Source organism: Desulfuromonadales bacterium (assembly GCA_035620395.1).
In the GTDB taxonomy this organism is placed as follows: domain Bacteria; phylum Desulfobacterota; class Desulfuromonadia; order Desulfuromonadales; family DASPGW01; genus DASPGW01.
The window spans coordinates 1-6,790 of record DASPGW010000247.1 but is presented as its reverse complement, the minus strand read 5'-3'; the positions used below and the strand labels follow the sequence as shown (position 1 = coordinate 6,790).

9 protein-coding genes are annotated in these 6,790 nt (G+C 61.2%); 6 read left to right on the top strand and 3 right to left on the bottom strand.

The features are described from left to right. A partial coding sequence (locus VD811_13550; GenBank protein ID HXV22007.1) for a PQQ-dependent sugar dehydrogenase occupies positions 1–547 on the top strand: 547 nt, incomplete at its 5' end. Positions 548–603: 56 nt separating this feature from the next. Here the strand turns inward: VD811_13550 and VD811_13545 are convergent. Further along, entirely contained in the window at positions 604–1,197 is a 594-nt protein-coding gene (locus tag VD811_13545) for a superoxide dismutase (protein ID HXV22006.1), read from the bottom strand. 176 nt (positions 1,198–1,373) lie between these two features. Between VD811_13545 and VD811_13540 the strand changes: the two genes are divergently transcribed. The 5 genes from VD811_13540 to VD811_13520 all read left to right on the top strand — a co-directional run bounded on the left by VD811_13540 (position 1,374) and on the right by VD811_13520 (position 5,152). Beyond that, positions 1,374–2,348, top strand: coding sequence for a site-2 protease family protein (locus VD811_13540; GenBank protein HXV22005.1), 975 nt, complete (start codon positions 1,374–1,376; stop codon positions 2,346–2,348). A gap of 83 nt (positions 2,349–2,431) precedes the next feature. Continuing rightward, positions 2,432–2,611, top strand: a complete 180-nt coding sequence (locus VD811_13535) for a hypothetical protein (GenBank protein HXV22004.1) — start codon at positions 2,432–2,434, stop codon at positions 2,609–2,611. A gap of 200 nt (positions 2,612–2,811) precedes the next feature. Further along, positions 2,812–3,501: a response regulator transcription factor gene (locus VD811_13530; GenBank protein HXV22003.1), complete on the top strand. Its 690-nt coding sequence runs from the start codon at positions 2,812–2,814 to the stop codon at positions 3,499–3,501. Then, positions 3,467–4,879, top strand: coding sequence for a HAMP domain-containing sensor histidine kinase (locus tag VD811_13525; protein ID HXV22002.1), 1,413 nt, complete (start codon positions 3,467–3,469; stop codon positions 4,877–4,879). Before VD811_13530 ends, VD811_13525 begins: the two co-directional genes overlap by 35 nt. 69 nt (positions 4,880–4,948) lie before the next feature. After that, entirely contained in the window at positions 4,949–5,152 is a 204-nt protein-coding gene (locus VD811_13520) for a hypothetical protein (protein ID HXV22001.1), read from the top strand. Positions 5,153–5,249: 97 nt separating this feature from the next. Here VD811_13520 and VD811_13515 read toward each other — a convergent pair whose 3' ends face one another. Together VD811_13515 and VD811_13510 are read right to left on the bottom strand one after the other, a co-directional pair. Then, positions 5,250–5,630 (bottom strand): response regulator, encoded by a 381-nt coding sequence (locus VD811_13515; protein ID HXV22000.1) that lies wholly within the window; start codon positions 5,628–5,630, stop codon positions 5,250–5,252. A gap of 86 nt (positions 5,631–5,716) precedes the next feature. Further along, positions 5,717–6,790, bottom strand: a 1,074-nt coding sequence (locus tag VD811_13510; GenBank protein HXV21999.1) for a hypothetical protein, incomplete at its 5' end; no start/stop codon positions are given.

Below are 6,790 nucleotides of genomic sequence, written 5' to 3'. Positions count from 1 at the left end.
GAAGCACCTGCTCGGGAAGATGCTGCGCATGGACGTCGACGCCGAGAAGCCGGCGCCGGAGATCTGGCAGCTCGGCCTGCGCAACCCGTGGCGCTACTGCTTCGACCGCAAGACGGGCGACCTCTACATCGCCGACGTCGGCCAGAACCTGGTCGAAGAGGTGAATTTCCAGACGGCAGCGAGTACGGGAGGGGAGAATTACGGGTGGAACATCATGGAGGGAACTTCCTGTTTTCTCGGCCCGGCCTGCGACCGAACCGGCCTGACCCTGCCGGTCGCGGAATACCGCCACGGCGCCGGGGATTGTTCGGTCACCGGTGGCTTCGTCTACCGGGGCGCCGAGCACCCGGCCCTGCAGGGGATCTACTTCTACGCGGACTTCTGCACCGGCCGGCTCTGGGGGCTCAGGAGAAACGGCGCAGTCTGGGAAAACCAGCTGCTTCTCGACACGGCGCTGCAGATCTCCAGCTTCGGCGAGGACGAGGCCGGCAACCTCTATCTGGCTGACTTCGGCGCCGGCGACATCTACAAAATCAGCCTGCCCTAGAAAGCAGTTGCCCATGGGTCTGGCGACCCATGGGCAACGGTCCTGCGAAAGTGAAATCAGCCAAGGTTGGCGTTGGCGAAATCCCAGTTGATCAGGTGATCGATGAAGGCCTGGAGAAAGTCGGGCCGGCGGTTCTGGTAATCGAGGTAGTAGGCGTGTTCCCAGACGTCGACCACCAGCAGAGGCTTGATCCCCTGGGCGACGGGGGTGTCGGCATTGGCGCTCTGCATGATCTCCAGTTTGCCGCCCTTCTCCACCAGCCAGGCCCAGCCGCTGCCGAACTGGGTTGCCCCGGCGTTCTTGAAGGCCTCGGCGAATTTTTCGTAGCTGCCGAAGTCGGCCGTGATCCGCTCGGCAATTTTCCCCGTCGGCTTGCCGCCGCCCCCCTTCTTCATGCACTGCCAGAAAAAGGCGTGGTTCCAGGCTTGGGCGGTGTTGTTGAAGAGCCCTTTTTTTGCGGGGTCCTTGGCGGCGGCCTGGATGATGGTCACCAGGTCCTTGCCGGCCAGTTCGCTCCCTTCGAGCATCTTGTTGGCGTTGTCCACGTAGGCCTTGTGGTGCTTGCCGTAGTGGTACTCGAAAGTGCGGGTGCTGATGTAGGGTTCGAGGGCGTTCTTGGCATAGGGCAGGTCGGGATAGGGAACGGACATGCTTTCCTCCTGTGGCGAAAGGGTGGGTGATGGTTTGAGGTTTTCGAAAGTTTACAGACTGCCGGTCAATCTGCAACCCCCCGGCACGGCTCCATGCTGTCGCTCGCATTTTAAACACTCGCACTTCTTCCAGCGAGTAGTGTAAAATGAGCCCCAAAAACTCACCAGGAAAGAACATGCGAGATTCCCTGCACCAACCAGCAAAAGAGACCCTGGCCGGGCAAGAAGCCCGAACTGCAGCTGAAGCGGCTGCCCTGGGAAGCCAACCTTTCTACGTTGCAACCCGCCCCGCCGATGGGGGCGAAGACTTTATCACCCACCGCCCGGAGGCCACTGGATATGCCGGCGGACAGCCGGCAGGCAGAGGCTTTCTGCGAAAGTTCGGTCCGCTCGGGCTTCTTCTGCTGTTCCTGTTCAGCAAGCTCAAGTACCTGGCCCTGGTCCTCCAGATCGGCAAGTTCAAAACCTTCATCACCATGCTGATCAGCATCTGGGCCTATGCCATCTTCTGGGGCTGGTCCTTTGCCGCCGGGTTCGTCGCCCTGATCTTTGTCCACGAAATGGGGCACGTCGCCGCCCTGCGCATGCTGGGGGTCAAGGCCTCGGCACCCATGTTCATCCCCTTTTTCGGCGCCTACATCGGCATGAAGGAGTTGCCCGACAACGCCTTCTCCGAGTCCGTGGCGGCCTACGGAGGGCCTCTGCTGGGCACCCTCGGGGCCATCGGCTGCGCCGGGGCGGGCCTGGCTACCGGCAACCCCTTCTGGTACGCCCTGGCTTCGTCCGGTTTTCTCCTCAACCTGTTCAACCTGCTGCCCATCTCGCCGCTGGACGGCGGGCGGATCATCGGCGTCATCAGCCCCAAGCTGTGGTTTGTCGGCCTGGCGGGGGCGGTTGGCCTGTTCTGGCTGACCTGGTCGCCGCTGATTGCCCTGATCGTCATCATGGGCAGCCTGCAGATCCATTCGGCGTCCAAACGGTCCAAAACCGAGAAGGCGCGCTACTATTCGGTAGCGCCGGTCAAACGGGTCGCCATGGGCGCCGCCTTTCTGCTGCTGCTGGCCGTGACCTCGATCGGCATGCTGGTCGTGCAGGTTCCGCTGCATGATTTTCAGCAGGAGTCCGGCATCTCTGCCCGGCAAACCCCCTGAAAGGATTCTGCATTGTTGCGGGGAGAGTCGTTGACGGCGCGGCGTCATGCGTTAATATTTAAAAAAACACAGGAGGCAAAACCATGGCCGAAAACGACTGCGTAAACCCCGAAGAACATTGCGATCTGCACGCCTGTCAGTTGAAGTACAAGGTGATGAATCCGGAAATCGAGAAGATTTTCGAGAATCCCCGGTATGTCTGCACCAACTGCGGTGCGCGCGTCCACGATGAAGAGAACCTCTGCAGGCCGAAGCCGATTTGACCCTTGGCAAACCCTGTGAGTTCGGGCCGGTCGGGTCAATTCACCGAAAGTACAGCTGAATAGCTGAGGGGTCGGAGTGGACCGGCCCCACAATAATCATCTTTATGCAGTGATTTGCGGTCGGAGAGAACGGCCGGGTCCCCTGGGGACCCGGCTGTTTATTGAGCTCTGCAACGAAATTCTTGACAGGTATCCATCCCATGCGCTTGCTACTGGTTGAGGACGATCGAAATATCGCCGATTTCATTGTCAAAGGCTTCCGCGAAGCCGGTTTTGCGGTGGACCATGCCCTGGACGGCGAGGAGGGTCTGCAGATGGCTCAAGCCGTCCCCTACGATGTCGCCGTCGTGGACATCATGTTGCCCAGGCTGGACGGCATCAGCCTGCTGGTCGAGCTGCGCAATCGCCGCATCAATACCCCCATCCTGATCCTGAGCGCCAAGCAGACAGCGGACGAGCGGGTGGCCGCGCTGCAGCGGGGGGCGGACGACTATCTGGTCAAGCCGTTCCTGTTTGCCGAACTGCTGGCCCGGACCCAGGCGGTCCTGCGCCGGGCGACGGGAAGCACGGAGGTGACCCGGTTGACCTGCGGCGACCTGACCATGGATCTGCTCCGGCATGCAGTGTCCCGCGCCGGCCGGCAAATCGAGCTGCAGCCCCGCGAATATGCCCTGCTGGAGTATCTGATGCGGTACCCGGGCCAGATCCTCTCCAAGACGATGATCCTGGAGCACATCTGGGATTTCCGGTTCGACCCGCAGACCAACGTCGTGGACGTTCTGGTCTGCCGGCTGAGAAACAAGATTGACCGGGATTTCTCTGCCAAACTGATTCAAACCATTCGCGGCATCGGCTATGTCCTTCAGGTTCCCGTGGAAAAAAATCAATAGCACCATCGGCTTGCGCATCGCCGCCGGCTATTCGCTGCTGATGCTGCTCAGCTTTCTGGCCCTGATGGTGATCTCTCATTTTTTTCTGTCCACCACGCTGGCACGCAACGATCGCTATCAGGTGTCGGTCGAGCTGCAAAGCCTGCGCGCCCAGTACCTCGAAGGCGGCGTGGCTTCTTTCGAGCAGACCGTCCTGAAAAACGACCAGTTTCGCAAGAACAACCCCTTTTTCACCCGCGTGGTCAGCCAGGCCGGTAAGACCGTCCGGATCTATTTCCCGCAATACTGGCTGGAGTTCGATCTGGCAACGCTGGAAAATCAGCCTCCCGCCTCCCCCGGCAACTGGACGAGCCTGCTCTCCCTGGGGAGAGCCTATGAGCTGGAGATTCTCAGCGCAGAGTTGCCGGATGGTTTTCGCTTCCAGGTCGGCATCAGCACCGAGGATCGCGAGACGACACTCGCACGGCTCAAGGAAACCTTCCTCTTTGCGAGTATCCCGTTGATGGCTCTCGGGTTGGCAGGCGGGGCGCTGCTGGCTCACCGTTCTCTGCGGCCGGTGCGGCACCTTGTCCAGACCGTGACGGCGATCAATTCCGGCCAACTGGAAGCCCGCGCACCCCGGACCTACAAGAGGGACGAGCTGGATGATCTGGGCCGCCTCTTCAACGAGATGCTGGAGAAGATCAGGACCCTGATCGACGGCATGAAGAACGCCCTGGATGCCGTGGCTCATGATTTGCGCACGCCCATGACCAGGTTTCGCAATCTTGCCGAGAATGCACTGCAGCGCAATGCCGGTCTGCAGGCCTACCAGGATGCCCTTCAGGACTGCATCGAAGAATCGGACCAGATCCTCCGCATGCTCAACATGCTGATGGATATCTCCGAGGCCGAAACCGGGATGATGCAGCTGAACCGCAAGGAAGTGGATATTTCCGCACTGGTCGGCAACGTGGCGGAGATGTACCGCTACGTGGCGGAGGAAAAAGGCGTGGAGGTGACAACATCCATTGCCCCTCACATCCGTGCCAATCTTGACCCTGAACGGTTAAGCCAGGCGCTGGCAAACCTGCTCGACAACGCCGTCAAATACACGCCTGCCGGCGGACGGGTGGACTTGATTCTGACGGCAGAACCGGCGTGGATCCGCATTCGGGTGGCAGATACCGGCATCGGCATCGACCCGGCGGATATGGACCGGATCTGGGAGCGCCTCTACCGGGGACGTCACGACAACACCAAGGGGATGGGGCTCGGCCTGAGCCTGGTACGGGCGGTTATCAAGGCCCATGGCGGCGACGTTGCCGCGCAAAATCGTGCAGAAGGGGGGGCTGTTTTCGAAATAAACCTGAAAAACGAGGACCCTACAATAATGTAATGACCCGGAAAGGATCCGGTAACGCTCCTGTGCTACAAATGGTCATACCATTACTCCAAGGAGTCAGTTATGATCGATTTGTTTGCCGGCACGGTCCTTCTGGGTATTTCAGTACTTTTGTTTCTGGTGCTTCGTTGGGGCTCCCGAAAGCCCCAGGAACCCATCTGGATGCGCGATGCCCTGGTGGCCAACGTGTACACCCCGCTCCTGGTGGGGACGCTTGCTTTCGGCACCTGCTACCTGATCAAGTTCGCGGCCGTTTTAGGTTCCTGAGCGCTTTTCCGGCCAGACCAAACAGCTCTGAACCCGCCTCTGCTGTCCAAAAGCCTGCCCTGCGCAGGCTTTTGGCATTTCCGCACCCAGCCGCATCTCAACACCCGCACTTCTGCTGCAGCGAATCGAAAACCATATCGAGCACCGCCTTCTGCTTCGCCTCGTACTTGTTGAGCACCGCCAGGCAACTTCCCATCGGAAAGCGCTGGTGCAGGTAGTCGGCGTCGCGGCCGGAGAGGATGATGATCCGGTTCTTGCTCAGCCCCTTGCCGGTGGCGTAGGCGAGAATCTTGGTTCCGTCGATGCCGGGCATCTCCAGATCGATCAGCAGCAGCCCGAGGTCGGCGTCGATGGCGGCCAGTCCCTGCACCGGGTCAAGGCAGGTCTGTACCTGCAGGTCGGGACAGCGTTCGCGGACGTAGGTCTCGAGAAAAGCCAGAAAGGCCTTGTCGTCATCGATGATCAGAATTTTATACATCATTTTTTCATAGGGTCTTTCAAAAGTCGTGTCGGTTCCGCTTTGGCGAATCCTGCCAGAATTTGCGCCGTATGGGAATCCTTTTTTCATCGTGTCTTTCCAGGGCGGTCAGCCTTCCTCTCTCGTAAAAACTCTGCCAGTATCCGCGCCGTGTGCGATCCCTTCTTCACCTTCGCCACCGCCTCCGGCGCCCCCTCGGCGACGATCCGCCCCCCCTCATCCCCTCCCTCCGGTCCCAGGTCGACGATCCAGTCGGCTTCGGCGACGATGTCGAGGTTGTGCTCGATGACCACTACGGTGTTCCCCGCCTCGACCAGACGGTGCAGGACGCGGATCAGCTTCTCGACGTCGGCCATGTGCAGGCCGATGGTCGGCTCGTCGAGCAGGTAGAGGGTGTGGCCGGCGCGGGTCAGGGTCGGCCTGGCCTTGGCCAGCTCGGTCACCAGCTTGATGCGCTGCGCCTCGCCGCCGGAGAGGGTGGGGCTCTGCTGGCCGAGGGTGAGGTAGCCGAGGCCGACGTCCTGCAAGAGCTGCAGGGCGTGGTGGATCTTCGCCTGGGCGCGGAAGAACTCCACTGCCTCGTCGACGCTCATCGCCAGCACCTCGGCGATGTTTTTCCCCTTGAAGGCGACCAACTGCGTCTCCGGGGTGAAGCGGGCGCCGCCGCAGACCTCACAAGGGACACGCACGTCGGGGAGGAAGCTCATCTCGATCTTCTTCACCCCCTGTCCCTCGCACTCGGCGCACCGCCCTCCCTTGACGTTGAAGGAAAAGCGCCCCGGCCCCCAGCCGCGCATGCGCGCCTCGGGGGTGCCGGCGAAGAGGCGGCGGATCTCGTCCCAGAAGCCGACATAGGTGGCCGGGCAGGAGCGGGGGGTTTTGCCGATGGGCGTCTGGTCGACCTCCAGGACGCGGCCGAGCTGCTCCCAGCCGCGGATTTCGGCGCATCCTCGTAGGGGCGCAGCATCCGGCCGCCGCCGCTGACGCTGCTCTGGCGGAGGTGGCTGCTGCGCCCTTTCCTTTTTGCCGCTCTTGGCCAGCAGCGAATGCAGGTTGTCGTGCAGCACGCCGCGCACCAGGCTGCTCTTGCCGCTGCCGGAGACCCCGGTGACGCAGACCAACCGTCCCAGGGGGAGGGCGAGATCCAGCTGCTTCAGGTT

Coding starts and splice junctions, on each gene's coding strand:
- VD811_13520 (HXV22001.1), top strand. CDS start 4,949: ATGATCGATTTGTTTGCCGGCACGGTCCTTCTGGGTATTTCAGTACTT.
- VD811_13545 (HXV22006.1), bottom strand. CDS start 1,197: ATGTCCGTTCCCTATCCCGACCTGCCCTATGCCAAGAACGCCCTCGAA.
- VD811_13525 (HXV22002.1), top strand. CDS start 3,467: ATGTCCTTCAGGTTCCCGTGGAAAAAAATCAATAGCACCATCGGCTTG.
- VD811_13530 (HXV22003.1), top strand. CDS start 2,812: ATGCGCTTGCTACTGGTTGAGGACGATCGAAATATCGCCGATTTCATT.
- VD811_13515 (HXV22000.1), bottom strand. CDS start 5,630: ATGTATAAAATTCTGATCATCGATGACGACAAGGCCTTTCTGGCTTTT.
- VD811_13540 (HXV22005.1), top strand. CDS start 1,374: ATGCGAGATTCCCTGCACCAACCAGCAAAAGAGACCCTGGCCGGGCAA.
- VD811_13535 (HXV22004.1), top strand. CDS start 2,432: ATGGCCGAAAACGACTGCGTAAACCCCGAAGAACATTGCGATCTGCAC.